This window comes from Paraeggerthella sp. LCP19S3_G8, assembly GCF_052119225.1.
GTDB lineage: Bacteria > Actinomycetota > Coriobacteriia > Coriobacteriales > Eggerthellaceae > Paraeggerthella > Paraeggerthella hominis.
The window spans coordinates 289253-316048 of record NZ_JBQKFQ010000001.1 but is presented as its reverse complement, the minus strand read 5'-3'; the positions used below and the strand labels follow the sequence as shown (position 1 = coordinate 316048).

General features: G+C 64.4%; 18 protein-coding genes and 1 tRNA gene. 6 read left to right on the top strand and 13 right to left on the bottom strand.

The features are described 5' to 3' along the window. Positions 1-774 precede the first annotated feature (774 nt). From carB to pyrR, 5 genes are all read right to left on the bottom strand, one after another. On the bottom strand, positions 775-4017 hold the full coding sequence (gene carB / locus ACTQZK_RS01390; RefSeq protein WP_418831235.1) for a carbamoyl-phosphate synthase large subunit: 3243 nt from the start codon (positions 4015-4017) through the stop codon (positions 775-777). Beyond that, positions 4010-5401 carry a glutamine-hydrolyzing carbamoyl-phosphate synthase small subunit gene (gene carA / locus ACTQZK_RS01385; protein ID WP_216528542.1) on the bottom strand — a complete coding sequence of 464 codons (1392 nt, stop codon included), beginning with the start codon at positions 5399-5401 and terminating at the stop codon, positions 4010-4012. The genes carB and carA overlap by 8 nt, the downstream gene beginning before the upstream one ends. Before the next feature lie 743 nt (positions 5402-6144). Beyond that, positions 6145-7437: a dihydroorotase gene (locus ACTQZK_RS01380; protein ID WP_114565728.1), complete on the bottom strand. Its 1293-nt coding sequence runs from the start codon at positions 7435-7437 to the stop codon at positions 6145-6147. After that, on the bottom strand, positions 7421-8365 hold the full coding sequence (locus ACTQZK_RS01375; RefSeq protein WP_114565729.1) for an aspartate carbamoyltransferase catalytic subunit: 945 nt from the start codon (positions 8363-8365) through the stop codon (positions 7421-7423). Before ACTQZK_RS01375 ends, ACTQZK_RS01380 begins: the two co-directional genes overlap by 17 nt. Positions 8366-8367: 2 nt before the next feature. Continuing rightward, on the bottom strand, positions 8368-8955 hold the full coding sequence (gene pyrR, locus ACTQZK_RS01370; RefSeq protein WP_114565730.1) for a bifunctional pyr operon transcriptional regulator/uracil phosphoribosyltransferase PyrR: 588 nt from the start codon (positions 8953-8955) through the stop codon (positions 8368-8370). Positions 8956-9434: 479 nt separating this feature from the next. Here pyrR and ACTQZK_RS01365 point away from each other — a divergent pair, with 479 nt between their 5' ends. Continuing rightward, a complete protein-coding gene (locus tag ACTQZK_RS01365; RefSeq protein ID WP_225749230.1) occupies positions 9435-11321 on the top strand; it encodes an APC family permease in 1887 nt (628 codons plus the stop codon). On the opposite strand, the gene ACTQZK_RS01360 is transcribed toward ACTQZK_RS01365, so the two are convergent. Further along, positions 11292-12536: a glycosyltransferase family 4 protein gene (locus ACTQZK_RS01360; RefSeq protein ID WP_428421106.1), complete on the bottom strand. Its 1245-nt coding sequence runs from the start codon at positions 12534-12536 to the stop codon at positions 11292-11294. The genes ACTQZK_RS01365 and ACTQZK_RS01360 overlap by 30 nt on opposite strands. A 557-nt stretch (positions 12537-13093) precedes the next feature. Here ACTQZK_RS01360 and selD point away from each other — a divergent pair. Continuing rightward, on the top strand, positions 13094-14149 hold the full coding sequence (gene selD / locus ACTQZK_RS01355) for a selenide, water dikinase SelD (RefSeq protein WP_441898106.1): 1056 nt from the start codon (positions 13094-13096) through the stop codon (positions 14147-14149). A gap of 41 nt (positions 14150-14190) precedes the next feature. Here the strand turns inward: selD and ACTQZK_RS01350 are convergent, their stop codons facing one another. The 4 genes from ACTQZK_RS01350 to ACTQZK_RS01335 are packed head-to-tail and all read right to left on the bottom strand — an operon-like array spanning position 14191 to position 17049. Beyond that, complete coding sequence (locus ACTQZK_RS01350; RefSeq protein ID WP_441898104.1) at positions 14191-14430, bottom strand: DUF3343 domain-containing protein; 240 nt, start codon at positions 14428-14430, stop codon at positions 14191-14193. Continuing rightward, positions 14427-15578: an aminotransferase class V-fold PLP-dependent enzyme gene (locus tag ACTQZK_RS01345; RefSeq protein WP_441898102.1), complete on the bottom strand. Its 1152-nt coding sequence runs from the start codon at positions 15576-15578 to the stop codon at positions 14427-14429. The genes ACTQZK_RS01350 and ACTQZK_RS01345 overlap by 4 nt, the downstream gene beginning before the upstream one ends. Positions 15579-15606: 28 nt before the next feature. Further along, the gene (yedF, locus tag ACTQZK_RS01340; protein ID WP_441898100.1) at positions 15607-16221 is read right to left on the bottom strand and encodes a sulfurtransferase-like selenium metabolism protein YedF; all 615 of its coding nucleotides are present in this window, start codon (positions 16219-16221) and stop codon (positions 15607-15609) included. Continuing rightward, complete coding sequence (locus ACTQZK_RS01335) at positions 16222-17049, bottom strand: formate/nitrite transporter family protein (RefSeq protein WP_216528544.1); 828 nt, start codon at positions 17047-17049, stop codon at positions 16222-16224. 338 nt (positions 17050-17387) lie between these two features. Here ACTQZK_RS01335 and selA point away from each other — a divergent pair, with 338 nt between their 5' ends. The 3 genes from selA (at position 17388) to ACTQZK_RS01320 (ending at position 20974) form a co-directional block, all read left to right on the top strand. Continuing rightward, positions 17388-18866 (top strand): L-seryl-tRNA(Sec) selenium transferase, encoded by a 1479-nt coding sequence (gene selA, locus ACTQZK_RS01330; protein ID WP_441898098.1) that lies wholly within the window; start codon positions 17388-17390, stop codon positions 18864-18866. Continuing rightward, positions 18863-20791 (top strand): selenocysteine-specific translation elongation factor, encoded by a 1929-nt coding sequence (gene selB, locus ACTQZK_RS01325; protein WP_441898096.1) that lies wholly within the window; start codon positions 18863-18865, stop codon positions 20789-20791. The genes selA and selB overlap by 4 nt, the downstream gene beginning before the upstream one ends. An 86-nt stretch (positions 20792-20877) precedes the next feature. Next, positions 20878-20974, top strand: a tRNA-Sec gene (locus ACTQZK_RS01320). Positions 20975-21047: 73 nt separating this feature from the next. Here the strand turns inward: ACTQZK_RS01320 and ACTQZK_RS01315 are convergent. From ACTQZK_RS01315 to ACTQZK_RS01305, 3 genes are all read right to left on the bottom strand, one after another. Then, a complete protein-coding gene (locus ACTQZK_RS01315; protein WP_216528547.1) occupies positions 21048-22331 on the bottom strand; it encodes a serine/threonine protein kinase in 1284 nt (427 codons plus the stop codon). A 62-nt stretch (positions 22332-22393) separates the two neighbouring features. Next, a complete protein-coding gene (locus ACTQZK_RS01310) occupies positions 22394-22705 on the bottom strand; it encodes an XRE family transcriptional regulator (RefSeq protein WP_441898094.1) in 312 nt (103 codons plus the stop codon). A gap of 84 nt (positions 22706-22789) precedes the next feature. Next, the gene (locus ACTQZK_RS01305; protein WP_216528549.1) at positions 22790-23569 is read right to left on the bottom strand and encodes a DUF4190 domain-containing protein; all 780 of its coding nucleotides are present in this window, start codon (positions 23567-23569) and stop codon (positions 22790-22792) included. A gap of 292 nt (positions 23570-23861) precedes the next feature. On the opposite strand from ACTQZK_RS01305, the gene ACTQZK_RS01300 reads away from it, so the two are divergent. Then, positions 23862-26792, top strand: coding sequence for a YfhO family protein (locus ACTQZK_RS01300; protein ID WP_441898092.1), 2931 nt, complete (start codon positions 23862-23864; stop codon positions 26790-26792). Positions 26793-26796: the final 4 nt, after the last annotated feature.

Sequence of the window (26796 nt, the reverse complement as noted above, 5' to 3'; positions counted from 1 at the left end):
TTCATGCCCCCGGGCCGCGGGTGCGGCCCCACGTCTCATCTTCTGGCCGATGATTGTACCATTGACGTGCCCGCCGAGCCGTTGAAGTGCCGAAATGCACGGGAAGCGCATGGAAGCTGCGGGATTGTCCCTCTCGTGGGCAAGGCCGCCGCCTACCATTATATAGAGCGTTGCGGCGGCTTCGCGCCGATCGTCCGCACCGCACGCGGCGACGCGCGCTCGCACCGCAAAGCCGCCGCCCTTCCGTTCGCCTCTCGAACGTCGATTCGCGAGCCCCGGCCGCCCATGCCCCGCGTATCGGCCCGGCCCGTCGCCGCGTTAGGTTGTTTATGGTGGGCGGTCCGTCTCCCGGCCGTCCATGCCCCGCAAAGCGCCCCGCCGCTACCGCGCGCCACGGGCTTGCGCGCGAAAAACGGCGCTCGCTGGCAGGTTCTGACGGTTTGAGGTCGTTTGATCCGACGGGCCAAGCGCCCGCAAAAGCGGGTGGCGACCAACCGACGCTGTGACCAGGCAAAACGAAAAGCAAGCCGAACGACGGCCAAGCAAGGGGGCCGTTCGACGACCTCAAACCGTCAGAACCTGCCAGCGAAGAGGGTTTTTCGCGCGCAACGCCCCCATTGCCCCTGGCGAACGCGGCCCATCGGCAGCATCGGCGGCCTTCGGCGGAAATCGAGCAACCTTCCCAACCCCATCCGAGCACGGCGCGCCCTTCCCGCCGAAAAGCCGAACCGCCGCGCACGACGAACAGGCGCGGCGGCAGCTCGGCTCGCAGCTTTACGCGCTCACTGGCTGCTCCCATTGGGGAAGATCCTGCAAGGCTACGACGGACAGGCCGTTTGCGCGCGCCATCTCCATGCCGGCCACCATGGCCTGGGCGCCGGCCAGGTTCGTGACGTGGGTCACGCCGTGCTTCACGGCCTCCAAGCGCAGCTCGTAGCCGTCGGCGCGCGTGGCATGGCCGAACGGCGTGTTGATCATGAGCGCTATCTCGCCGGCAGCGATGCGGTCGAGCACGTTGGGGGTGCCCTCGTGCACCTTCTTCACCTCCTCGCAGTCCACGCCCGCCGCGCGCAGGGCGCGGGCCGTGCCGCCCGTGGCCACCACCTTGAAGCCCAGGCGCACGATGTCGCGCGCAATGGACACGATGGCGCGCTTGTCGCGGTCGCACACGCTGACGAACACCGTGCCGCCCTCGGGCAGCGCGTAGCTGATAGCCAGCTGCGTCTTGGCGAACGCGGCCGGGAAGTTGCCGGCGATGCCCATGACCTCGCCGGTGGACTTCATCTCGGGGCCGAGCACCGTGTCCGCACCGGGGAAGCGGCCGAAGGGCATGACGGCCTCCTTCACGCTGTAATGCTCGAGACGGCGGTTGTCGGGCGGCAGGCCCAGGTCGGCGATCCTCTCCCCCGCCATGATGCGCGCGGCCATCTTCGCAAGCGGCACGCCCGTGGCCTTGGACGCGAACGGCACGGTGCGGCTGGCGCGCGGGTTGGCCTCGATGACGTAGATGACCTGGTCCTTGATGGCGAACTGAATATTGATGAGGCCCACTACGCCCAACCGCAGCGCCAGGCCGCGCGCGATAGAGCGCAGCTGCGACACCAGCGCCTCGGACAGCGCGAACGGCGGGGTGCAGCAGGCCGAGTCGCCGGAGTGGATGCCGGCCATCTCGATGTGCTCGAGCACGCCGCCCACGTACACCTGCTCGCCGTCGCACAGCGCGTCGAGGTCCACCTCCACCGCGCCCTCGAGGAAGCGGTCAAGGTACACCGGGTGGTCGGGCGAGATCTTCGCGGCCTCGGCCATGTACTTCTCCAGCTGGGCGCCGTCGTATACGATGCCCATGCCGCGCCCGCCCAGCACGTAGCTGGGGCGCACGAGCAAGGGGAACCCTATCCGGTCAGCCACGACGCATGCCTCCCGGTAGGTCGAGGCCATGCCGGCCGCCGGATAGGCGATGGCCATCTCGTCGAGGATTGCGCTGAAGCGATCGCGGTCTTCGGCCAGGTCGATCGCCTCCGGCGGCGTTCCCATGATGGGCACGCCCGCCGCGGCCAGCGCGTTCGCCAGCTTGAGCGGCGTCTGGCCGCCCAGCGTCACCACCACGCCGTCCGGGCGCTCGACGTCCACGATGTCCATGACGTCCTCGAACGTGAGCGGTTCGAAGTACAGCTTGTCGGACGTGTCGTAGTCGGTGGACACGGTCTCGGGGTTGCAGTTCACCATGATGGTTTCGAAGCCGGCCTCGGCGAGCGCGTAGCTCGCATGCACGCAGCAGTAGTCGAACTCGATGCCCTGGCCGATGCGGTTCGGGCCCGCACCCAGGATCATCGCGCGCTTGCGCGTCTTGGGCGCGACCTCGGTCTCGTCCGCATCGTAGGTTTTGTAGTGGTAGGCCGTAGAGCTGGGAAACTCGGCCGCGCAGGTGTCGACGGTCTTGAACGCGGGTCTCACACCCAGAAGCTTGCGGCACGTGCGCACGGTGAGCTCGTCGGATCTCGTAAGGTGCGCGATCTGGGCATCCGACAGCCCCATGCGCTTGAGCAGGCAGAACGCGTCGGCGTCCAGCTCGTCCAAAGCCATGCCGCGCAGGTTCTCCTGCACGCGCACGATGTCGGCCATGCGCGCGACGAAGAAGGGGTCCACGCGGCTCACCGCGCTCGCACGCGCCACCGTCCAGCCGCGGCGCAGTGCCTCGGCAAGGTAGAAGACGCGCTCGGCCGTGGGGCGCGCCACGAGGTCTTCGAGCGCTGCGTCGGACACGACGGCCTCGTCACCCTCGCCGTCGCCGCCGAGGCCTGCGCGCCCGTTCTCGAGCGAGCGCAGGGCCTTGCCGAGCGCCTCCTCGAACGTGCGGCCGATGGCCATGATCTCGCCGACAGCCTTCATGCGGGTGGACAGCGTGTCGTCGGCCCCCTTGAACTTCTCGAACGCGAAGCGCGGCGCCTTCACCACGCAGTAGTCGACGGAAGGCTCGAAGCACGCAGGCGTGGCAAGCGTCACGTCGTTGACGATCTCATCGAGCGTGTAGCCCACGGCCAGCTTCGCCGCCGCCTTCGCGATGGGAAATCCGGTGGCCTTCGACGCAAGCGCCGACGAGCGCGAAACGCGCGGATTCATCTCGATGACGATCATGCGGCCGTTGTCGGGGTTCACGGCGAACTGCACGTTAGAGCCGCCCGTCTCCACGCCGATCTTTTCGAGGATGGCAAGCGACGCGGCACGCATACGCTGGTATTCCACGTCGGAAAGCGTCTGGGCAGGAGCCACCGTAATGGAATCGCCCGTATGCACGCCCATCGGGTCGAAGTTCTCGATGGAGCACACGATGATGCCGTTGCCAACGCGATCGCGCATGACCTCCATCTCGAACTCTTTCCAGCCCTCGATGCTCTCCTCCACGAGCACTTCGCCCGCCGGGGATAGCTCCAGCCCTTGACTGACGATGGATTCCAGCTCGACCGCATCATGGGCTATGCCGCCGCCAGCGCCGCCCATGGTAAACGACGGGCGCAGCACCACCGGATAACCCAGATCGGCCACGATGCCGAACGCATCGTCCAGCGAGTACGCGTATCCCGACCGAGCGGTCTCGATTCCCAGCTCGGCCATGCACTCGTTGAAGAGCTTTCTATCCTCGCCGCGCTCGATGGCCGCCAGGTCGCAGCCGATCATCTCAACCCCGTAGGCATCCAGCACGCCCGACTTCGCCAGCTCGACGGCCGTGTTCAAGCCGGTTTGGCCGCCCAAGGTGGGCAGCAGGGCATCGGGGCGCTCCTTCTCTATGATCTTCTGGACGAACTCGGCAGTGATGGGCTCGACGTAGGTGCGGTCGGCCAAGCCCGGATCGGTCATGATGGTGGCCGGATTGCTGTTCACCAGAACCACGTGGTAGCCGTCCGCCTTGAGCACCTTGCACGCCTGCGCGCCCGAATAGTCGAACTCGCACGCCTGGCCGATGACGATCGGGCCGGACCCGATGACCAGGATGGTCTTGATGTCCGTGCGCTTAGGCATGACGGTCTCCTTCCATCTCAGCGAACGACCAGCCGACAAGGCGGTCGGCGGCGATGTCGATGTCGAGGTAGCTCGCACGTTCACGGGAGTCGAGCGCACCGCCCTCGCTCGTCACTGCGGAATCCATCAAGCGCGAAAACGCGGTGAACAGGTAGTGCGCGTCGGTCGGCCCGGGCGACGCCTCGGGATGGTACTGCACGCTGAACGCAGGCAAATCCAGAAACGCGACGCCCTCCGCCGTGCCGTCGTTGAGGTTCACGTGCGTGAGGCGAATGCGGCCGAAGCGATCGTTCATCACAACAGGGGCAACCTTATCGCGCGCCCAGAAGCGCAGGTCGTCGCAATGGTTCGCGCAGCCGCCCGACAGCGCGGGAACAAGCGGCCCCAAGCTGGAAAACACCAGGCCGAACCCGTGGTTCTGCGCCGTGATCTCTACGCGGCCCGTGAGCAGGTTCATCACCGGATGATTGCCGCCGCGGTGGCCGAACTTGAGCTTCTCGATCTGCGCGCCCGCAGCTTTGCAGATCATTTGGTGCCCCAGGCAGATGCCGAATACCGGCACCTTGCCCAGCAGCTTCCCCACCTGCGAGTAAGTGCCCTCCACAGCCTCGGGATCGCCGGGACCGTTCGACAGGAACACGCCGTCAGGCTCCATGGCCAGCACCTTTTCCGCCGGCATATCCCACGGTACAACCGTAAGCTCACAGCCCGAGCGTACGAGATTCTGAAGGATCGAGCTCTTAACGCCGCAGTCGTAGGCGACCACGCGATGTCGCGCGGACGCAGCCGGAGCGACGGCGAACGCGTGGCTCGCGGGAAGGTCGTCCGCGTCCATGGCGTACGGCTTCCCGCACGACACGGTAGCCGCCAGGTTCTGCCCCACGAGCGACGCGCTCGCACGTACCTTGCGCAGAAGGCTCGCCTCGTCGGCGTCGACGGTCGAGAGCACCGCGCGCTGCGCGCCGCAATCGCGCACGTGACGCACGAGCGCGCGCGTGTCCACTCCTTCCACGGCCACCACCCCGTGTTCGCGCAGGTAGTCTGCGAGCGTGACCGTACTGCGCCAGTTCGACGGCGTCGCGCATATATCGCGCACGACAAGGCCGCGCAACGCAGGCCTGCCCGCCTGGGCGTCATCGGGATTCACCCCGTAGTTTCCGATCTGCGGATACGTCATGGTGATTATCTGGCCTGCGTAGGACGGGTCGGTTATCACCTCGAGGTAGCCCTCGAGCGACGTGTTGAAGCAGATCTCGCCGAACACCTCGCCTTCGGCGGCGCACGCCGTGCCGCGGAACACCGCGCCGTCCTCCAGCACCAACGCCGCCGGACGCGACACGGGCTTCGACGTACCCTCTAGCAGCTTGTTCGCAATCTCGCTCAAAATCTTCCTTCCGCTCGGGCAGCATATACAGAAAACGCCTCCGTCGTAAACGAAGGCGCAGGTGGTTCTGGGAAAGTTATGCTGCGCACCTTGTCGGTCTCTCCGTACCGCCTTAAAGGTTGAGGGTCAGTATACTCTTTTACTGAATTTTGTTAATTATAAATGCAGTATTTTTGCATTTTGTAACGATTTTATTCAATTTAATTTTGCTTGGAATGCAACGAGACGACGATGCGAAGCTGCGGGAATCCAAAGGTTTGCGCGCGAAGCCGCGAGCGCTCCGCTGACTTGCGCACGAGAAACCGCCTTCGCTGACAGGTTTTTGCGTTTAGGGGTCGTTTGATTCGGCAACACGAACGCACGCGCCTGCGATGCGTCGTAGGGCGATGCTGTGATCAGGTCAAACGAAAAGCAAGCCAAGCGACGGCGAACGCGGAGGCCAACTCGACGACCCCTAACCGTCAAAACCTGCCAGCGAAGGCGGTTTTTCGCGCGCAGCTTCGAGTGCGGATAAGAAAACGGTCGGGAAGAGGCGTCGGGCGCGACTGGACGGCAGCCGGGCGCGCATTGGCGGCAATCGAAAGCACTGCCGGGCGAACGGGGCATGCATCAACGGCAGCCGGACAGCGTCGGGCGCACTCGCGAACAAGGCTCGCATCCAGGCCGCAACGTACCGCGGGCTCGCACCGTTCGATGCGAGCCCGCGTCATCAGGGTATGGCCCCGGTTCGATTCTGAAGCGTCCTATTCGACGATCGCGCCGTCCTCGAGCGTTGCGTAGCCGCCCACGTAGACATCGGTGGCGCGACCCTTCAGCTCGGCGCCGATGAAGCCGGAGTTCTTCGCCTTCGAGACGAAGCCGTCGACCTCGACCGTCCAGGCGGCCTCGGGATCGATCACCGTGAGGTCGGCCGTGCTGCCCGCCTCGATCTTGACCGGCTCCACGCGCAGGATGGCGCGCGGGTTAACGGCCATCACTTCGACGAGCTTCGCGTAGTCGATCGCGCCGGTTGCCACCAGGTTCGTGATCATCAGCGAAAGCGAGGTTTCCAGGCCGGTCATGCCGAACATGGCAATCTCGAACTCGCAGTCCTTCTCCCATGCGGCATGCGGCGCATGGTCGGTTACGATGGCGTCGATGGAGCCGTCCTTCACGCCTTCGATGAGCGCGGCCGCGTCATCGGCCGTGCGCAGCGGCGGGTTCACCTTAAGGAAGGTGTTGTAGTCGTCGCCGATGGCGTCCTCGGTCAAGAACAGGTGATGAGGCGTGACCTCGCAGGTGACGGGCAGGCCTTCGGCCTTCGCCGCGCGCACCATGTCAAGACCGCGAGCCGTGGTGATGTGCTGGATGTGCAGCGGGCATCCCGTCAGGCGGCACAGCGCGATGTCGCGGGAGATCTGCAGCTCCTCGCCTTCCGCCGGCCAACCCAGCATGCCCAAGCGCGTAGAGGCAACGCCCTCGTTCACCTGACCGTCGCCCACCAGGTCTTCGTCCTGGCAATGGCTCATGATGACCTTGTCGAACATCGCGCCGTAATCCATGACGCGGCGCATCATGCCCGCATCCTGCACGCCGCGGCCGTCGTCGGTGAAGGCCACCGCGCCATGAGCCACCATGTCGCCCATTTCGGAGAGCGTCTCGCCCTTGAGCCCCTGGCTGCAAGAGCCCGACACGTGCACGCGGCACTTGCCTACTGCGGCTGCGCGCGACTTGACGTACTCCACGCCCAGCGCGTTGTCGATGATGGGCTTGGTGTTGGGCATGCAGCACACCGCCGTGAAGCCGCCGTGAGCCGCCGCGCGCGTTCCGGAAGCGATGTCTTCCTTCTGCTCGAAGCCGGGCTCGCGCAGATGCACGTGCATGTCCACCAGGCCCGGAACCACGATCTTGCCGGAAAGGTCGCGCTCGACGCCCTTCTCCATGGTCAGGCCTTGGCCCACCTCGACGATCTTGCCGTCGCGGACCAGGATGTCGGCCGTTTCGTCCAGACCCACCTGCGGGTCGATCACACGGGCATTCTTAAGCAGCAAAGCCATCTTCGCTCCCTCCGAGAAGAAGATACATTTCAGCCATACGGGTGAGTATTCCGGCGTAGACCTGGTCGAGGATGACCGAGCGGTTCGGATGGTCGGCCATGTAGCTGTCAAGCTCGACGCCGCGGTTGATGGGGCCGGGGTGGCAGATGAGCGCATCGGGCCTCATCAGATGCTCGCGCTCGCGGGTCAGGCCGAACAGCTGGTTGTACTCGCGCAGGCTGGGATACGGCGCGCCCTCCAGGCGTTCGCGCTGGATGCGCAGCATGTACACCACGTCCAGGGTGGGCAGCGCCTCGTCGAGGTTCGTGGTCACATGGTCGGCACCCAGAACGTCGGGGCGGGCAGGCATGAGCGTGCGCGGCGCCACCACGGTCACTTCGCAGCCCATGATCTTGAGCGCGGGGATCAGGCTGCCGCACACGCGGGAGTGGCCGATGTCGCCCACGATGCCCACCTTGAGGCCGTTCAGGTCGCCCTTCTTCTCCCAGATGGAGTACAGGTCCAAAAGCGCCTGGGTAGGATGCTGGTGCTTGCCGTCGCCGGCGTCGATGACGTGGGCGCCGGACACGTCGGCGATCTTGCGGGGCACGCCGGCGTGCTTGTCGCGCACGATGATCATGTCGATCTTGTAGGCGCACAGCGTTTCCACCGTGTCCACCAGGCTCTCGCCCTTCACGAGCGAGGTCGAGCTGCCGCCAAAGTTTAAGCTGTTGGCGGAAAGGCGCTTCTCGGCGATCTCGAACGAGGAGCGCGTGCGCGTGGACGGTTCGTTGAACATGTTGACCACGGTCACGCCCTTGAGCGTGGGCACCTGCTTGATACGGCGCTCGTTGACCTCTTTGAAGCGGACAGCCGTCTCCAGGACGGTCATGATATCGTCAGCGGAATACTCCGTGATGTCGATCAGGTGCTTGTGGTTGAAGCCCATCTCTATTCACCCCCCAGCGGTGCCGAACCCGCGCGGGAGCCCGGAGCCATTTCAAGAATCTCTACTTCGGACTTGCCGTCGGCCTCTTCCAGAAACAAGCGCACGTTCTCCTCGGAGGAAGAAGGCACGTTCTTGCCCACGAAGTCAGCGCGGATGGGAAGCTCGCGGTGCCCGCGATCGACCAGCACCGCCAGCTGCACGGCAGCCGGGCGGCCGATGTCCATGAGCGCGTCGAGCGCGGCGCGGATGGTGCGGCCCGTGTACAGGACGTCGTCCACCAGCACGACGGTCTTGCCGTCGAGGTCGAAGAAGATGTCGGTGGAATGCACCTCGGGAGAGAGATGCGTCGCGAAGTCGTCGCGATAGAAGCTGATGTCGAGCTTTCCGAGCGGCACCTTGGCACCCTCGATCTGCTCGATCTTCTCGGCCAGGCGCTTCGCGAGCAGATCGCCCCGCGTCACGATGCCGACGAGCGCGATGTTGTCCGCGCCCTTGTTGGTCTCGAGGATCTGATGCGCGATGCGCGTCAGCGACCGCTCGATTTCGTCTGCATCCATGCAGACGGTCTTGACCGTGCTTACGTCGTTCATACACACCCTTTCTTTCGTCGAGTGCGTACAGACGGACCAGGTCACCGCCGGGTTTCGCTTTTTCGGCTCGCGCCGACCCGCGTCGCCCCCGAGTTGGCGGCGTCTGCGCGAGGGCATGAAAAAAGCCTCCGCGACAGACAAAGGCTTACAGCATGCGCGTTCTTGTTCGGGTGAACGCTGCTAAGTTGTTACCTTGTCGGTCTCTCTGTACCGCTTTTAAAGGACTGGTGGAAGTATATGCGGTTTTCCGCGATTTGGTAACCCCTTTATTCAAGATTTACGGGGAATGTATGCAAAACCAGTTCAAAAGCCTCGCTGAACTGCGCGGCGAACGGCGTGTGCGCAGCCGAAAAGATGCCGCACACGCACCGTTTCGCATCTTGACCGTACGGGGAAATAGGAGTAGACCGTCATCACCTCGAACTGAGGGGTTTCGCCGCCTCGAGCGCAACGTCCCGAGGCGAACCGGTAGGAGGGTCATGTTGAACGCGAACGCGTTGAAGTATCGGCTCATCGGCGAGCCGCTCAAAAGCTCGGAGATCGAGTCGCAGAAATACGGCGTGGTATGGGGCCTGCCGGTCCTTTCGAGCGACGCGATCTCGTCGGTCGCCTACGCCTGCGAGGAAATCCTCCTGGTCTTGGTTCCCGTGCTCGCCCTGGCAAGCTACACGCCCATGCTCGGCGTGGCCGGAGCCATCATCGCGCTCCTGTTCATGCTGGTGCTGTGCTACCGCCAGGTCATCGACGCCTATCCTCAAGGCGGCGGCGCCTACAGCGTGGCGCGCGAGAACCTGGGGCGCGTCCCGTCGCTCGTGGCGGCTTCGGGCCTCATCCTGGGCTACGTGCTCACCATCGCCGTGAGCTCGTGCTCGGGCGCGGCGGCCGTCACGTCGGCCCTGCCCGCGGCAACCCCTTTCAAAGTCCCCCTGATCGTGGCGTTCGTCGTGCTCATGACGATCGGGAACCTGCGCGGCCTGCGCGAGTCGTCGAAGATGTTCGGGCTGCCCACCTATTTCTTTATTGCATCGGTCCTGGTCATGATCGTGACCGGCGTGGTCAAGTCGGCCCTCGGCCTGACCACGCCGGTTCAGCAGGCGGCGGCCCTCTCCCAAACAACGGGCGACCTCACGCTGTTCCTCGTGTTGAGAGCGTTCTCTTCGGGATGCTCCGCGCTCACCGGCGTCGAGGCCATCAGCAACAGCGTGCCGAACTTCGCGGCTCCGGCGCGCCAGCACGCCAAGGCGACCTTGAACCTGCTGGGAATCGTGGTGCTGGTCATCTTCGGCGGCGTGTGCCTGCTCGCGATGCTCTGCCAGGTCACGCCGTCTTCCGAGATGACCGTGGTGGCGCAGATCGCCACCAGCGTGTTCGGGGCGGACAGCATCATGTTCTACGTGATCCAAGCGGCCACGGCGCTCATCCTGCTTCTAGCCGCCAACACCGCCTACAACGGCCTGCCGCAGCTCATGTCCCTGCTCTCCCTCGACGGATTCCTTCCGAAGCGCTTCGCCGACAAGGGATCGCGGCTCGTGTACACGCACGGCATCCTGTTCGCCTCGGCATTCGCCATCGTTTTGGTGCTGGCGTTCTCCGGGGACACGCACATGCTCATCCCGCTGTACGCGGCCGGCGTGTTCCTGTCGTTCACCATCGCCCAAGGCGGCATGGTCGTCCATTGGCGGCGCAACCGCACGGGTCCCTGGCTTCGTCGCGCCAGCATCAACGGCTTCGGAGCGATTGTCACAGCAGGCGTGTTCGTCGTCATCATCACCACGAACTTCTTCGCCGGGGCATGGATCTCGCTGGTGGCCATCGGCTGCATCGTCGCCGTCATGTCAGTCATCAACAGGCACTACCGCGACGTCAAGGAAAGCCTGGCCATCCACGACGACGAGAAGGCCCGTGCGCTTTTGCAGGTGGACATACCCCGCACCCACGTGGTCGTGCCCGCCTACTCCGTCAACCGGCCGTTCATCAAAACGCTCAACTACGCGCGAAGCCTGAGCAACGACATCGAGGTGTACCACGTGAAAGTCAGCGCGGCCGCCACGCGACGATTCAAGGCCGACTATCAAAGGCTGGGGGTCGATGCGCCGCTCGTCATCGAGAAAGCCCCCTACCGCAACGTTCAGGAAGTCCTCATCAACCACATCGATGCACGGCTTGCGCTCCTGGAAAAGCACGAGACGCTCACCATCGTCATGCCCCAACTGGTGACGAAACCATGGCAGATGCCGCTGCACAATCAGACCACGCTGCTTCTGGAGTCCGAGCTGATAGAGCGCCGCGACGTGGCGCTGATCACGATACCGTACCTGATATACTGCCCGCCCACGTCAGAGAGCCGCCGCACCGACCTGCAATGACGTCGCGGCGACAAGCTCCAACATGCGCGCTCCGAGCGCATTCCACGAAAGGCGCGCCATGTCGACGGGAGCGTCCTCGCAGCGCGCGGGCTGCAGCGCTTCCTGCGCGCTGCGCTCGATGGCGCGAGCCAGCCGTTGCTCGAACGCGGGAAGGTCCTCCTGCGCCGGCTCGTCGACCCCGACCATGCGAGGCGGCTGCACGTACGTCACGGGCGCGCCGGGCACCGATTCGTCCAGCCATTCCCGAATGCCGGGCAGGTCGGTGACCACCACCCGGCACCCGCAGGCAAGCGCCTCGATCACCACGAGCGGCAAGCCCTCGTAGAACGAGGGAAGCACGAACACGTGCGCCCTCTGGTACGTGCGCACCAGCTCGTCCTGATCCACCTTGCCCGCGAACTCCACGGGAAAGCGCACTTCCTTTGCAAGCGCGCGCATGCGCGCAAGATCGTCCTCCGTCGAATGGCCGCCCACCAAGCGCACTGCAAGCCGATCCTTCGGCAGGGGCAGAAGATCCAGGCACCGAAGAAGGCTCTCCACGCCTTTCTTGCGGCTGATCTTGCCCACGTAGGCAACCTCGGCGCGATCGACCGCACGAGGGTTCAATCCTTCGCGGAACACGGTACGATCGTAGCCCGTGCCCGCCACCCGAATGCGCTCGGCGGGCACGCCGTACACGTCCTCGATCTCGCGCTTCTGCGCTTCGTGCAGCGAGAACACCAGATCGAGCGCGCGCACGGCCGACACGATGCGCTCGCGCTCCAAGCCGTGGCTGCGCATCTGGCGCAGGTCGGTGGAATGGCACACCGCCGTCACCGGGCAGGGCAAGCCCGCCTCCACCGTCACCGCGGCAACCAGGTACAGGTGGTGGCAGATCACCAGGTCGGGTTCGAACGTACGCGCCACGTCGGCGATGGCGGCCGAGAACGCAGCTTCGAAGCGTGCCACCATATCCGGTGTCATATCGCGATAGCGCGTGGAGGCGTACGGCATCTGATCGCTCATGCCGCACACGGGAAACGGCAGGTCGGGCGTGCGATAGCGCACCGGATGGAACAGGACGCCCTCGCCAAGCGCAGGATCGTCGTCCGCGTCGACACCCGCGATCACCGCGACTTCGTGGCCGGCGGCGCGAAACGCGCGCACGGTCTGGGCCAGGTACACGCCGCTGCCCGTGCTGTCCGGCTTCTGCGCGCTGATCGTCAATATCCTCATGGGCGTCTCCTCCTGTTGTCGGCCTCCCATGATACTACGAGGTTTTGCGCCGAAGGAAGGCATCCGGGCAGGCGGCACTCGGCCGCAACCGCCGCAACACCGCCGAAGCTAGCGAACAAGGCGAGACCAACGCGGTCTGACCGCGTTCCCGGAGGCTGCTACGAGCGCCGCGGCGGCGTTCCCCGAGGCTGCGACGGGCATCGTAGTGGCACCCTGTCAAAACGGACGAGTTTTGCGGCGGTTTTCCGCCTTTGAAGAAACTGCCGGCTGAAGGTGTTTTGCATCGCACCTGGTCATGAGCTTGCCAGCACCTTTTATCCTGATTCGAGGACCAGCAAAACTCGCCCGTTTTGACAGAACGAGCGAAACCGGGGCGGAGCCGGGTTCTGCGAAGCTCGCTTCCGGGTCGCGTCTCGGCGCCGCGGGCGCGAATCCCACCGTCAGCCCCAGGTCGACGCTCGCCCGGCGGGTACGCGCGTCGCCGTTCGCCGCCCATGCTATACTCGACCGAAACGCGCCGCCCGACGCGGCGGCCGATGAGCAGAAAGCGACGCATCATGAGCGAAACCGAGCGCATACGCTTAACCCGCCTGACCGAAAAAGGCGGTTGAGCAGCGAAGTGGGGTCCGGGTGACCTCGAAGCCATATTGAAGGACATCGCGCCGCCGCCCGACGCCGATCTGCTGCTGGGATTCGACACGTCCGACGACGCCGCCGTGTACCGTCTCGACGACGAAACGGCCGCCGTGCTCACGCTGGATTTCTTCACGCCCGTCGTGGACGACCCTTACGAATTCGGAGCCATCGCAGCGGCGAACGCTCTTTCCGACGTGTTCGCCATGGGCGGCAAGCCCTTGACGGCGCTCAACATCCTCGCGTTCCCTTGCAGCTTGGGCACGAACGTGGTAAGCGACGTGCTGCGCGGAGGGGCCGACAAGGTGCGCGAAGCCGGAGCGTTCGTGGTGGGCGGCCATTCCATCGAAGACGACGAGCCCAAATACGGGCTTTCGGTTTTCGGAACCGTGCATCCCGACCGCATCGTGCGCAACGGCGGGGCGCAGCCGGGCGACGTGCTGTTCTACACCAAAACGCTGGGATCGGGCATCATGAACGCGGGCTATCGCGCCGGATTGGTCGATGAAGCGGGCATGCGGCCCGTCATTGACTCCATGATGGAACTCAACAAGGACGCCGCTTGCGCCATGCTCCAAGCGAACGTCCACGCCGCCACCGACGTGACCGGATTCGGGTTGGCAGGGCACCTTCACGAGATGCTTGCCGCAAGCGGGGCTGCCGCCCGGCTCGACTGGAACGCGCTGCCCCTGTTCGACGGCGTGTACCAGCTGTCCTGCGACTACTGCCGACCCGGGAAGAGCTTCGGCATCATCGAGTGGGCCAGTGCGTACGTGTCCCCGGAGGGCTTGGACGACGAGGAATTCGACAACCGCATGGGCGTTCTGTGCGATCCGCAAACCTCAGGCGGCCTGCTGGTGGCCGTCAGCCCAAACGAAGCCGACGCGTTCTCGGAAGCGTTCGAGCGAAGGACGGGGCGCGCGCCCTCGCGCATCGGCTGGGTGGAAGCGGGCGAAGCGGGACGTATCAGGATGGTTTGAGCGCGCGTCGAGCAACGTCGATCCGAAACCGCCCGTCGCCCTCAGTACAGGTAGACTTCGTGCATACCCTCGAAAGCCAAGCCGCGCTCCCGCAGCGCGGCTTCGAGCGCGTCGCGCTCTGCCGCCGGAACGCACCAGGCGATGCCGCAGCCAGCCGCTATCTCCGAAGGCACGGGAATGGCTCGACCGGGAATTCCGCCGTCGCGCGCCTGCGACTCCACGGCCAGCGCATCGCTCGAAGACGCGAACGTCGCAACCGCCTTCGGCGTCTTGCTCCTCATCGACCTTCGACCTCCGCCGCTATCTCGGCCACGGCGCGAACCGCCGCGTCCACGTCGGCCTCGGTGTTGAAGGAGCTGAAGCTGAACCGCACCGCACCCTGCTCGCGCGTGCCCAATGCCTCGTGCATGAGCGGCGCGCAGTGGGCGCCAGCGCGCGTGCAGATGCCGAACTCGGCGTTCAGGATGTCGCCCACCGTTGAAGAGTCGCACGCTCCCACGTTGAGCGCGACGATCCCGCACCTGCCGGCATCGCCGCCCCCGCCGTACACCCGCACGCCCGCAACGGCGCGCACGCCGCGTTCGAACCGTCGAGCAAGCTGGGTCGCTTGGGCGGCAAGCGACGCGACGCCCCGCTCCTCGATGTAGGCCAAGCCCGCCTCCAGCCCTGCGATTCCATGGGCGTTGAGCGTGCCCGCCTCCAGACGGTCGGGCATCTGAGCAGGTTGGGATCTGTCGTAGCTGCGCGCGCCCGTGCCGCCAACCTTGAACGGCCTGACCTCAACATGCGAGGCCGCCGCCAGGCCGCCGGTGCCCTGCGGGCCGTACAGGCTCTTGTGCCCGGTGAACGCCGCAACGTCAATGCCGTCGCGCTCGATGTCGATGTCGAGCAAACCGGCCGTCTGGGCAACATCCGCCACCAGAAGGGCGCCGTGATCGTGGCTGATGCGGGCCAATCGGGCGATGTCGTAAACGTCCCCGGTCAGGTTCGAGGCATGGGTCACCACGGCAAGCTTCGTGTCCGGGCGAAACGCGGCGTCGAAGGCGTCGTAATCGAGAGAGCCGTCCCGCCCCACGTCAACGATAGACAAGCCGCAGCCGTGCTCGTCCTGCATGCGGTACAGCGGGCGCAGCGCCGAATTGTGGGAAGCCGCCGTGGTAACCGCATGCGCGCCCGGCTCCAAAAGACCGAGCACGGCGGCGTTAAGGGCCTCGGTGGCGTTGCAGGCGAAGGCGATCCGCGCCGGGTCCGCCGCGCCCAGAAGGCGCGCAAGGCGCTCACGGGCGCGAAAGACCGCCAACCCGGCATCGAGCGAAGCTCCATGCGCGCCCCTGCCCGCGCCGCCGAACCCGTCGATGGCGCGGGCGACCGCCTTCGCGACCTCGGGCGGCTTGCGCGCGGTCGTCGCGGCGTTGTCCAGGTAGATCATGGCGCGCTTCCTTCCTTGCCGCAGCCGATTACGGTCTGATCACCGTAGCGGCAGCCGCTTGCTTCTCGACGATGGCGTACATGTTGGTAACCTCTCCCACCGCCAAACGCTCGGTCAAGCCGAAGTGCGCCAGGCAGGTCCCGCAGCTCATAACCTCGACCCCCGCACGTTGCAGCGCGGTCAAATCCTCGAGCGAAGCCGACCCTTCGCACGCCAGCTTCACGCCCGAGTTGTACAGCAGCACCGTCGAAGGCAGCTGGTCGAGCTGCGTCAGCGCGAACACGAAGCCCTTCATGAGCACCGCGCCCAGCTCGTCGTCGCCCGACCCCATGAACTCTGACGCGATGACGACCGCGCTTGCAGCCCCGGCATCGGAAACCGCAGCAGGCTCCGCCGCAAGAGCAGCTTGCGAAGCGCCCGCAGCAACCGCGCCCTTCAAAAAGGTCACCGCGAACGCCCCGTCGTCACGATCCTCGCGGTGCGCCGTGCACTTGAGGGCGCGGGCGAGCGATTCCAGGTTGTCCGCGGCCGTCGCATTGTCCACGAGGACTTCCAACAGACCGGCGTCCATAGCCGCGAGCGCCTTTTTCGCGCGTACCACCGGCAGCGGGCACGCCTGCCCGCGCGCGTCAACTTGCTCCAATTAAGACTCCTTCTTCCGGTAAATGAACCAGTACGCCAAGCCCACCAGAACGCCGCCCGCGATGTTGCCAAGGGTAGCCGCCGACAGGTTCGCCAGCATCCCGCCTAGCGTGACCGCGTCCGCAGCGCCGAAGCCCATGCCGTTCAGAACGAACCCCAACGGCAGCAGGAACATGTTCGCCACGCAGTGCTCGAACCCGCAGGCGATGAACGCCGACACGGGAAGAAGCACTCCCAGAACCTTATCGGCAACCGTGCGCGCCGAAAAGCCGATCCACACGGCCAAGCATACCAAGACGTTGCACAAAATGCCCTTGAAGAACAGCGTGATCCAGTCGGGCGACACCTTTCCGGCGGCGATGCTCACCATGGCCTCGCCCACCGCGCCGCCGTTCATCTGAAACACCTGCGCCATGTACACCATCCCCACGATGACGAGCGCGCCTACCAGGTTTCCGATCCACACTGTGGTCCAGTTCTTCAACGTAGCGCTCCAGCTGATCTTGCGCGAAGCCTTAGCGCAGATCAAAAGCGTGTTCCCCGTGAACAGCTCGGCGCCGCAGCACAGCACCAGAACCAAACCCAGGCAAAAGCACACGCCGCCCACCATGCGCTGCACGGCGAAGGGCATGGCGGGATCGCCCAAAAACACGCAGAAGTACAGGCCGCCGAGCGCGATGAACGCGCCCGCGAGCATCGCCGAGACGAAGCACTTGCCCAACGGCATGGCCGCCTTCGTCTTGCCAAGCGTTTCGGCCTTCAACGCCGTCTCCGCGGGAGACAGCGCGTCGGGCTTGAGAGCCCTCAAATCCTCGTTGCTCACGTTCATGGAGCCCGCATCCCCTTCTCTCGTCGCCGACAACGCGCCGCTCGCCCGGCGAAGGCCGCAGCACCGTTGCCGTTCATCCTTGATTCCTCACCGTCCGAGCCTGTTGCAGGCCCGATCACCGAACAACATCGCATTGTTGCACATTCGTCGCACCGCGCCTACGGGAAATCTGGCGGAAAGGCTTGCGGAAGGTCGTTTCGTGCGCCCCGAAGCCTTCCGAACCGAGCCGCCCCGACCGCCGACGCGGCCCCGCAAGCCGGTTCTTGGCCCAGGAGCCGCGCGCGGGCGCGCCTTGGTATACTCTTACGCGATCCACGCGCGTCAAAGAAAGGCAGTCCATGAAACCCGCTTCCGTTCAAGACATACTCCGAACCCTCCCGCAGGTGGAGGAAACGCTCAACGCGCCGCAGCTGCGCGCGCTCGATGCGCTGCTGCCCCGACGCATCCTGGCCGACTGCGCCCGCGCATCCATCGACGAAGCGCGCCAGGAGGTGCTGGCGGGCCGCCGAACCGCTGTGGACGCGAACGCCGTCGCGGACGACGCCTGCGCCCGCGCGCTCGCCAACCTTGCGCCGTCGCTGCGCCGCGTGATAAACGCCACGGGCGTGGTGGTCCACACGAACCTCGGACGCAGCGCGCTTGCCGAGGAAGCCGTCGAGGCCGTCGTGGAGGCGGCGCGCGGGTACTCCACGCTGGAGTACGACGTGAACGCCCTTGCGCGCGGCAGTCGCCACGATCACGTGGAGCATCTGATCTGCGCCTTGACCGGGGCGGAAGCGGCCATCGCCGTGAACAACAACGCCGCCGCCGTCATGATGGTGCTGACGGAGTTCGCCGCAGGGCACGAGGGCGTCGTGTCCCGCGGAGAGCTTGTGGAAATAGGCGGATCCTTCCGCATTCCCGACATCATGGCGCTGTCGAACGCGGCCATGGTGGAAGTGGGCACCACGAACAAGACCCATCCGGCCGATTACGAGCGCGCCCTCGGCCCGGACACCGCCATGCTGCTGAAGGTGCATCCCTCGAACTACCGCATGGTCGGGTTCACCGAAAGCGTGGGCATACGCGAGCTGCGGCGCATCGCCGACGCCGAGAACGAACGCCGGCGCGCCAATCCGCAGACGCCGCCCCTTCCCGAGGTAATGGTCTACGAAGACCAGGGGTCGGGCGCGCTTCTGCGACTGGACTGCTTCGGCGATTACGCCGAGCCCACGGTGGCCGAATCACTGCAAGCGGGCGTCGACCTGGTCTCGTTTTCCGGCGACAAGCTGCTCGGAGGCCCGCAGGCGGGCATCATAGCGGGCTCGAAGCGCCACATCGACCGCCTGAAGAAGAACCCGCTCGCGCGCGCGCTTCGCCTGGACAAGATGACGCTTGCCGCGCTCGAGACGACGCTGCGCCTTTACCTGGACCCCGAGCGAGCCATGCAGGCCGTCCCGACGCTTCGCATGCTCTCGAAGGACGCGGCCGTCGTCCGCACGCGCGCCGAGCGCCTGAGCGAACAGGTATCGAAAACCGTAGCCGATCGCTTCGCCCGCGTCGACGTGGTGCCGGAAACCGGGCGTGCCGGCGGCGGAGCGCTTCCCATGTGCGACATCGACACGTTCGCCGTACGCGTGTCGTTCCTGCAGGGCAGTGCGCAGGAATGCGAAGAGTATCTGGTGAAGCGCACGCCCGTTCCGGTGGTGGGCCGCATCAAGAAGGAGTGCGTGCTGCTCGACGCCCGCACCTTGAGCGAAGAGGACCTTCCCGCGATAGCCGAATCGCTGGGCGCTTACTTCAACAACCTGGACGCACGGAAGGAGACCTGCTCATGAGCACGCCATCGCACCCCGACTTGGTGCTGGGCACCGCCGGGCACATCGACCACGGCAAGTCGTCGCTCGTGCTCGCGCTCACCGGAACCGATCCCGACCGCCTGTCCGAAGAGAAGAAGCGCGGCATCACCATCGAGCTGGGCTTCGCGCAGCTTTCCCTGCCCGGAGGCTTGACCATGGGCGTGGTGGACGTTCCGGGCCACGAGCGCTTCGTGCGCCAGATGATCGCTGGCGCCACGGGCATCGATTTGGCCCTGCTGTGCATCGCGGCCGACGACGGCGTCATGCCCCAGACCGTCGAGCACCTTGCCGTACTGGAGCTTCTGGGCATTTCATCGGTCGTCGTCGCGCTGACCAAGATCGACCTGGTCGACGACGAATGGGCGGCGTTCATGGCCGACGAGATCCGCAGCCGCCTTGAGACCACGCCGTACGCGGACGCGCCCGTGGTACGCGTTTCCAGCCGAACGGGACGTGGGCTCGACGCGCTCAAAGACGAGCTGGTTCGCGCCGCGCGCGCCACGTCCCGGGTCAAAAAGGGCGCGCACCTGCGCCTGCCCGTCGACCGAACCTTCACCATCAAAGGCGCAGGCACCGTGGTGACGGGCACGCTTTGGAACGGAGAAGCGTCCGTCGGCGACGAGGTCGAGGTGCTCCCCGGCGACCTGCGCACGCGCATCCGCGGCATCCAGGTACATGGAAGCCCGGTCGAGCGCGCCAAAGCCGGCCATCGCGTGGCCTTGAACTTGAACGCGCTCTCGACGGCCGAGGTGCGTCCGGGCGACTTCCTGGCAACGCCGGGCGCGATGCGCCCGACGGACCGCTTCGACGCCGACCTGACCTACCTGGGAATTCCCGGCCGAGACGCGAAGCCCCTGGAAAGCGGCTCGCGCGTGCACGTGGCCCACGGAACGCGCGAGGTCACGGCGCGCGTGCTGCTCATGGAGGGCCGGACGAGCCTCGCGCCCGGAGAGCGCGCGCTCGCGCAGATCCGCCTCGACGAGCCCCTGCCCGCCGCATGGCGGGACCGCTTCGTCATCCGCTCCTACTCCCCGGTGCACGTCATAGGCGGCGGCGTGATTCTGCGCGCGCACCCCCGCCGCACCACCACGCTGTCCGAGCCTGCCCGCCATCTGCTGGAAGCGCTGCGCGCCGACGACGAAGCGGCCGTGGCCCAGGCGGCATTCTCCCTGGCGACGCTGCCCATCCTGGCCAACGAGCTGGCGGAAGCCTCGGGGCTGGAAGCGTCGCAGGCCGCGCGCGAGCTTGAAGCGCTGGCAACCAAGCGCGCAGCCGTGCGCCTAGACGGCCCGCAAACCCGCTACGCGAGCGCGCAGACGCTGCAGAAAGCGCGCTCGACCATCGAGAACGAGCTGTTGAGGTTCCATTCCCAGAACCCCGATTCCACGGGAATCGCGAAGGACGCCCTGCGGCAAAGAAGCCTGCCGCGCGCAGACGCCGCCTGCTTCGACGCGCTGCTGGCCTACGCAGTCGCCCAAGGCGCCGCCGTGGTGGCGGGCGGCGAGGTCAGCCACCCGCGCGCAGGCGCGGGTGCGCGCATGAAAGAGGAGCAAGCGGCCAAAAAGCTGGGCGATGCGCTCGCGAGCGCGGCAGGGGCCCCGCCGACCATCGCCGACCTTGTAAGCCACGCGGACCTGGATTCCTCGCTCGGGTACAAGGCGCTCGGAATCTTGGAAAAGCAAGGGCTTGCGCGACGGGTCGGAAAAGACTTCTGCTTCGACGCAGCGGCGCTCGAAGCCTTCGAGAAAGCCGTGAGAAACCGGCTGGCGCACGGTCCGGCAACAGCCGCCGAGCTGAAGGACGCCATGGAAACCAGCAGAAAGTACGCCATCCCCCTGCTCGAGTACTTCGACGCGAACGGCGTGACGCGTCGAGAAGGAGACGTTCGCGTCCTGAACGGGTAGATGTGGGGTTTTCGCCTAAACGTCGGCGTGCTCCGATCAAGTTGCGGTATTATAGCGATGCGCCGGTTCCGGCGCATCTTTCATGGGGAGATGGATGGGTCCTGGTGGGCCCCGCGGCCTTCAAAGCCGTTGTGAGGCGCGCAGAACGTCTCGGGTGTGTTCGATTCGCACGCATCTCCGCCATTTCACGTTCGGAAGCCCTTGCTCCGCGCCGCCAATCGAAGCCGTCGCTCGTCCGATCGGGTCGGCACATTCGTCAACGAATGCTATCGATAGGGGGAATCTGCGACCCCGTCCAAAAGAACACGATCAAGCCGATAACCACCACGACAAGGGATACGGCCATGTCGCGCTCGATCGCTATGCGCTCAAGCGGAGGGAACAGCGCCCGCAAAGGACGCCTATCGCTCAAGACGAACAGGATCGGCGCCACGATAAGCAGATCAAGGCTTCCGTAAGAAACCGCGCGCAACCACAGAGGAGCGGCTGCATACTGCGCCGAGCCCAAGGAAGCATCTACGGTCAGCAAGACGCACATAACGCTCAAAGCCGCGAACAAGACGGCCAGCGCTACGTCCCACGCAATGCCCGCCCACCGCGGGATTTTCGAAAGCGCGCGGCCAATGCGCGCAAGGCCGCCGCCCTTCCCATCCGAAGGCGCAACCTGCCCGCTTCCCAAGGACCCCGTCGCCGAGCGCGTCGCCGCCGAAGCGGGCCGAGCCTGGTCCACTTCGCAAAACTCCGACAACGCGTCGGCAAACGACTGCTTGAGAGCCGACACGCTCGCATAGCGACCCTCGGGATCAAACGAAACGGCGCGCTCGATCACCTGACGAAACGGCTCGGGAACCAAAGGCGATCGAAACTTCGCCTTGCGCACCTTCGCGTCGGGCGTCTTCTCGGCCAAGCAGAAGTACAAGAGCATGCCCAGCGCGTAGATGTCGCTGCGCACATCGGTCTGACCGAACCCGAATTGCTCGGGAGGGGCATAGGCTCTCGTCCCGAAACGACAGGTGTCCTCTTCGGCATCCTCCTTGAACGATCTCGCAATGCCGAAATCAATGATGGTCAAGCTATCTTGAGAGAGCATGATGTTCGAAGGCTTGAGGTCGCGATGGATGATCGGGGGATCGAACGCTTCGTGCAGCTCCGCAACCGCGTCGCACAGCCGTGGAAACACGTCACAGGCGAGGGCTACGGAAGGATCGCAGCGATACACGACGTCCGAAAGCGTCTCCCCATCCACATGCTCCATGATCACGACGAACTCGCCGCCCGCCTCGCAGCATTCGATAATGCGCGGAAGATAGCGGAAACGGCGGCCCGACCTTTGCGCGCGGCACATGTTGCGATAGGCGGCTCCCAAGCCGGATGCGCGATCGATCCGCTTCCTGACGAACGGGCCGAGTTCGGCGCCGTTCGCGCCGACGAAGAATACCCGCTCGGTCACTTCGTGAGCGGCGTTCTTCAAAACCGCGTCGACGCGGTAGCACTCGTCCCGCTCGAGCGCGTTCAAGTGTTCGGCCAATTCATCATGCATAGTGAAACCCATGGTAGCAGATCCCGAAGGATCGGAAGCGGACCATAGCGAACAGCGGCCCGTCAGCAAATGGTCTCTTCCCCAAAGCGATACAGCTCTTCATCGGTTTTTTGAAGACTGTGCCCGCGCTCAAGGCAGAATATGACTATCGCGTCGCGTCGATTCTTGCAGTAAAGCCCGTTCGATCCGGCAGCTTGCAGCAGCCTGTTCGCCTCTCGAACGACGCGAGCCCGCTCAAGACCCTTTTCGTCAAGAAGCTGTTCCAAGTAATCCGAAAGACTGCGCGTGGCAATGTGGTTCTCTTCGGCGAACCGTATCGGATCGGGAGCCTCGAGAAGCTCTTCGAGCAGTTCTTCGGTCAGAGGCTCCTTCACGCGACGCTTCCTTTTCTTTCGCTTCTTCCTTGCTTCCATTGTATCAGCACGTATCCCGCATCCTCGCAACACGGCAGGCCCTCGTTACGAGATATTCCATGCCACCTGGGAACTCTTGCTGAAAACCGACGAGTAGTAGAGGACCTTCGAAACATCGCCGTCAAAGTAGACGTTGCCGGAAACCGTTCCTCCCGCCGCAAGCGTTCCGCTGCTCAGAGCGTTCTCGCCATTCATGTAAACCGTTGTCGAGCGCTGCGCGCCGTTCGCATCCTGGCCTTTCCAGTCGAACATGTTGAACGACGCCTCGCTCGATCCTTTGTTGACGTAGGTTACCGTAACGCCGGTAATGGGCGATCCATCGTAATTAACCAGTCCGGTTTGCACGAAATCGACGCTCACCGTCAGTCCATTGCTCAAATCGGCTGCCGAGCCAACCGCCATGGAACTGTAGTCAGCCCCTTGTGCGGAAGCCGTATTCTCCTGAGCGCCCTGCAGCTGAGCCGAATCGGAAGAGCCCGTTACGCTCGGCCCCGAAAACGCTTCCTCAACAGCGGTGCTGTACGCATTCTGCGACGCGATCACGACGACGAGCGACAGCGAGCAAAGCACGATGCCGGCTATCGCCAAAGCCTTCCCTCTTTTCGTCTTGCGGTTCGCAGCCACCAATCCAACGATAGAGAACGGCAAGCCCAGCAACACAAGAAGAAACGCGATGTTGTTGATAATGGGCACGGCGGAAAGCGCAAGCGCAACAATGCTCAAGACAAATCCCGCCACCGCCATGGCGGACAAGGGCAGAGGAAGGGCATGGACCCGCATTCGGCCCATGCCGTCCGGGTATTCGGAGCTTCGATATTCGCGCATATGGTTCCTTTCTTCATGAGGTTTTTGAAACCTTCACTGGGCAGATGCCGCATATGCTAGGGAAACGTACCGATAAAAGCATTAGCTCGCAGCTAAGTTCTCGACGGCGAACCGCTTGACGAAAAGACCGAGCCGCTGCGGAAGCGAGAGGCGCGCCCGCTTCCAAACTGCAAATTACAAATCGGAAACGACCGGTTCCCACGAGTTCCGTTCCGAAGATCCGTAGTAGAATAGAATTGGATAAATCGTGCACTTTATCGAGAATGTTGTTCCATATCAGAAGCGAGCAAATTTGGCGCCCTCCAAAACCACGGATCGAGCATCTTCGAGCCTGCGAAGCAGGGTCGAGCGCAAAAAGCAGCACATACGCGCTTGGGAGGGAAACGACCCGTCCCGCAAACGACGCGTCTACTTCGGCTGTTACACGGCGGCCTTCATCGTTGTAGCGTTCATCACGTTGTTCGTCTACCCGTCCAACGGCCGCGCCTTGATCTGGAACATCGACGGCATCGAGCAGTACTATCCCTTCTTCGTGTACGAAGGCCAATGGCTGAGGGAAATCGTCAGCAACCTGCTTTCCGGGCAAGGGCTCCAGATTCCGCTTTGGGTGCACGAACTGGGCTACGGCATGGACGTTCCCTCCACGCTCGACACGTTCTTCGACCCGCTCAACCTGCTTTCCGGCCTGTGCCCGGAACGCTATTCGGAATACCTCTTCCAATTCCTTGTGGTGTTTCGCCTGTACCTGGCCGGAGCTGCGTTCTCGCTTCTTGCCTTGCGCTTCAAAATCGGGCGGTTCCCCACCTTGGTAGGCGCCTTGCTGTACGCGCTGTGCGGCACCGCGATGGCGGTTGCCTACTGGCCGGCTGGAGCGTGGCCGCTCGTCTTGTTCCCCTTGCTGCTGCTCGGCGTGGAAAAGGTGATCGCGAAAGAGCGGCCCTACACGTTCATCGCAGCAGTCGCCGCATTCTTCATCATATCCTATTACTTCTCGTACATGGCGTGCTTGCTGCTGCTCCCCTACTGCGCGGTGCGCGTCTTCCAAACGCAGAAAAGCGTCAACGCGGTGCGTTTCCTTGGTTGGACCCTACGCTTTTTCGGCCTCCTGGCCATCGGCGTTTTGATCGCCTGCTTCGCGCTGGTTCCTTCGCTTGTCGGGTTGTTTGGACTTGAGCGATTCACCGACAACTCGGTCACCGTCCCGCTGTTCTATTCGCATCACTACTACACCTCGCTCGCATCCGGGTTCCTGAGCATGGCGGGCGTCGGGAGCGATTGCTACATCGGGTTCGGCGGACTGGCGTTTCTTTCCTGCGTCCTGCTCTTTTCGAAGCGCCGGCAGAACACGTCGCTCAAGATCGCGTTCGTCGCAGGCACCATCATGCTCATGGTCCCTGCCGTCGGAAGCTTCCTCAACGGCATGAACTACGCCACCAACCGTTGGGTATGGGCTTACGCCCTGGTGGTTTGCTTCATTGTGGCCCGCATGCTTCCGAGCATGCTCCATCTTGACAAGCGATCCGTAAAGGTGCTGGTCATCGCGTCTATCGCCTACGGGGCCATCGTCTTCGCCGTGGCGCCCATGCGCACCGAGGCCATGCTGGCCGCCGGTGTCGTTTTGGCGGCCACCCTGTTCGTCGTGGCGCAACGGGGCATGGCGGCCAAGACGCGACGGATGGCCGTCGTTTGCTGCCTGACGGCGGGCCTGACCGTGAACGCCTTCTATTTCGTATCCCCTGACGAAGGCGGCGTGGGCAAGCTCTCGTCGCCGTTGGGCTACGCCTACCCCCGCATCACGTCCGACTCCCCCAACCACCTGGTCTCGGACCTGAACGCTCCCGGGCTGTGGCGCTACGACGGAAGCTCGTCGGCCATCGAGCGCACGCGCAACGACAGCTTGGTGCTGGGGATCAAGGGCTTCGATTTCTACAACAGCTCGTACAACAGCGCCATCGACGACTTCCATACCGAGCTTGCCCTCAACAGGACCAACATCAACTTCTCGTACAACGATCTGGGAGGCCGAGCAATCCTGGAGTCGCTCATGGGCGTGAAGTACTACCTGAGCACCGAAGCGGGCTTTCCCCCAGTGTACCTGTACGACGATCCGAACAAGATCGTAGCGTCGGGCGTCGTGCGCGACATCCCGTACCAGGTGCACGAAGGATCCAACGTCCTGCCGCTGGCCTTCGCCTACGATTCGTACGTTCCCCGCAGCGAGTACCTTTCCCTCTCCCCCGCCCAGCGGCAGGAAGCGCTGCTGCAGGGCGTGGTGCTCGACGAGTCGTCGCTTCCCGTAACCGACAGAAAGCAGGAATCCCGCACGGTGCCCTCCGTCGTGTCGGCAAGCAACGGCCTTTCGGTGGAAGACGGCGTGATACGCGTTTTGAGGCCGGGAGCGACGCTGACCTTGAGCTTCGAAGGTATCGCCAACAGCGAGACGTACTTCTACGTCGACGGACTGCACTTCAAAGGCGTGTCGCCTGTCGAAGAGTCCAAGCGCAAAGGGGAATTCGACAACCTCGCCTGGTTCCGCAAGGCGCTTCTGCTTCAAAAGGACATGAACTGGACCGAACCCCGACGCTACAATATCGGACTCGGCTCCGACAAAGCGCCCGGCATGCGCCAGATCGACAACTACACGAACGCCTCCCATCTGTACGGCGGCAAGGACGAATGGCTGGTCAACATGGGGTATTCGAAAGAGCCCCAAACATCGATCACGCTGCACTTCGACCTCAAGGGAGACTATCGCTTCACGAACATGTCGGTGGTTTGCCAGCCTGTGAAAAACATGTCGAACCGCATCGATGCGCTGAAAGCCGATCCGGTAGAAGATTTGAAGTTCGGCACGAACGAGATCACGGCCTCGATCGACGCAAGCAAGCCCAAAGCACTCTTCTTGAGCGTGCCGTACTCGAAGGGATGGACCGCCACGGTGGACGGAAAACCCGCCGAAATCAAGCGGGCGAACACCGCGTTCATGGCCTTGGAGCTTGAACCCGGCCATCACGAGATCGAGCTGCGCTACCTGACCCCGGGCCTGCGAGAAGGCATGATCCTGTCGGGCGTCGGCTTGGCCGCGCTTGCCGGATTGGCACTCGTGCGTCGCATCCTGAGCACCCGTGTACGGCGCGCGCAGGCGACCGCATCGGCATCGGCGCGCACGGACGCGCAGGCAAGCCCGCAGCGGCAAGAAGAGCACGAACGGAATTCGAGGTAACCCC

What these genes read in the sequence shown, in the direction of transcription:
- carB (WP_418831235.1), bottom strand. Translation starts at nt 4,017, where the DNA reads ATGCCTAAGCGCACGGACATCAAGACCATCCTGGTCATCGGGTCCGGC.
- ACTQZK_RS01380 (WP_114565728.1), bottom strand. Translation starts at nt 7,437, where the DNA reads ATGGCTTTGCTGCTTAAGAATGCCCGTGTGATCGACCCGCAGGTGGGT.
- ACTQZK_RS01375 (WP_114565729.1), bottom strand. Translation starts at nt 8,365, where the DNA reads ATGGGCTTCAACCACAAGCACCTGATCGACATCACGGAGTATTCCGCT.
- pyrR (WP_114565730.1), bottom strand. Translation starts at nt 8,955, where the DNA reads ATGAACGACGTAAGCACGGTCAAGACCGTCTGCATGGATGCAGACGAA.
- ACTQZK_RS01365 (WP_225749230.1), top strand. Translation starts at nt 9,435, where the DNA reads ATGTTGAACGCGAACGCGTTGAAGTATCGGCTCATCGGCGAGCCGCTC.
- ACTQZK_RS01360 (WP_428421106.1), bottom strand. Translation starts at nt 12,536, where the DNA reads ATGAGGATATTGACGATCAGCGCGCAGAAGCCGGACAGCACGGGCAGC.
- ACTQZK_RS01350 (WP_441898104.1), bottom strand. Translation starts at nt 14,430, where the DNA reads ATGAGGAGCAAGACGCCGAAGGCGGTTGCGACGTTCGCGTCTTCGAGC.
- ACTQZK_RS01345 (WP_441898102.1), bottom strand. Translation starts at nt 15,578, where the DNA reads ATGATCTACCTGGACAACGCCGCGACGACCGCGCGCAAGCCGCCCGAG.
- ACTQZK_RS01335 (WP_216528544.1), bottom strand. Translation starts at nt 17,049, where the DNA reads ATGAACGTGAGCAACGAGGATTTGAGGGCTCTCAAGCCCGACGCGCTG.
- selA (WP_441898098.1), top strand. Translation starts at nt 17,388, where the DNA reads ATGAAACCCGCTTCCGTTCAAGACATACTCCGAACCCTCCCGCAGGTG.
- selB (WP_441898096.1), top strand. Translation starts at nt 18,863, where the DNA reads ATGAGCACGCCATCGCACCCCGACTTGGTGCTGGGCACCGCCGGGCAC.
- ACTQZK_RS01315 (WP_216528547.1), bottom strand. Translation starts at nt 22,331, where the DNA reads ATGCATGATGAATTGGCCGAACACTTGAACGCGCTCGAGCGGGACGAG.
- ACTQZK_RS01305 (WP_216528549.1), bottom strand. Translation starts at nt 23,569, where the DNA reads ATGCGCGAATATCGAAGCTCCGAATACCCGGACGGCATGGGCCGAATG.